The 587-nt window shown below is 58.9% G+C and carries 1 protein-coding gene; it reads left to right on the top strand.

Annotated features, from left to right (window positions below):
• Window positions 1–177: 177 nt before the first annotated feature.
• The coding region (locus J5M66_RS26485) for a hypothetical protein (RefSeq protein ID WP_207817531.1) at window positions 178–587 on the top strand (410 nt) is incomplete at its 3' end.

Raw genomic sequence — 587 nt, 5'->3', positions numbered from 1 at the left:
GTCGACTGGTTCGGCCCAATCGCCTTCCCCGATCGCATGTTGCGGCGGCGGCATCCATCCGTGTTGGTCTCGCTATCCAAAGCCAACGCCCAAGATGGGGCCGGTCGCTTATCGCTCCTATCGCTCCACCAAACTGAAAGGCAAGCAACCCGATGCTGGGTTTCAGTCGGAACCACAATGCTCTTGCGCATCGGTGACCTGTGGCGCGAGCAGGGCTTGGAATCCCGCGCGGCTGACGAAGAGTTGCTTTGTGAAGATCTGGCGATCAGCCGAGACACCTGCGAGCTCTTAAAAGCCGGATCGAGCTTCGACGACGGCAGTTTCATGCTGCCGCTCCAAGAGCATGCGGGACATCGCGAAAACACGCACTCCTATTGCGTCCGGGTCACGCTACCTGACGGAAAGCTCCTTGTCGTACCGTGCATGGAGTTGATCCGCTTCTATTTTGGGTCGTCCAGCGAACTCCTCAACCGGCTGTTCGTGCCCCCACTCCAGAGAGAGAATCTCTACACAGGGATGACAATCGATCGGCACAACCGGATGACGATCCAACTTGCCGACCGCATTCCGCGTGCGAGCGCGGAGGA

The organism is Pseudomonas sp. 67(2021) (assembly GCF_017491835.1).
In the GTDB taxonomy this organism is placed as follows: domain Bacteria; phylum Pseudomonadota; class Gammaproteobacteria; order Pseudomonadales; family Pseudomonadaceae; genus Aquipseudomonas; species Aquipseudomonas atacamensis.
The sequence above is the reverse complement of the archived record's forward strand: the minus strand, read 5'-3'. Positions and strand labels throughout refer to the sequence as shown.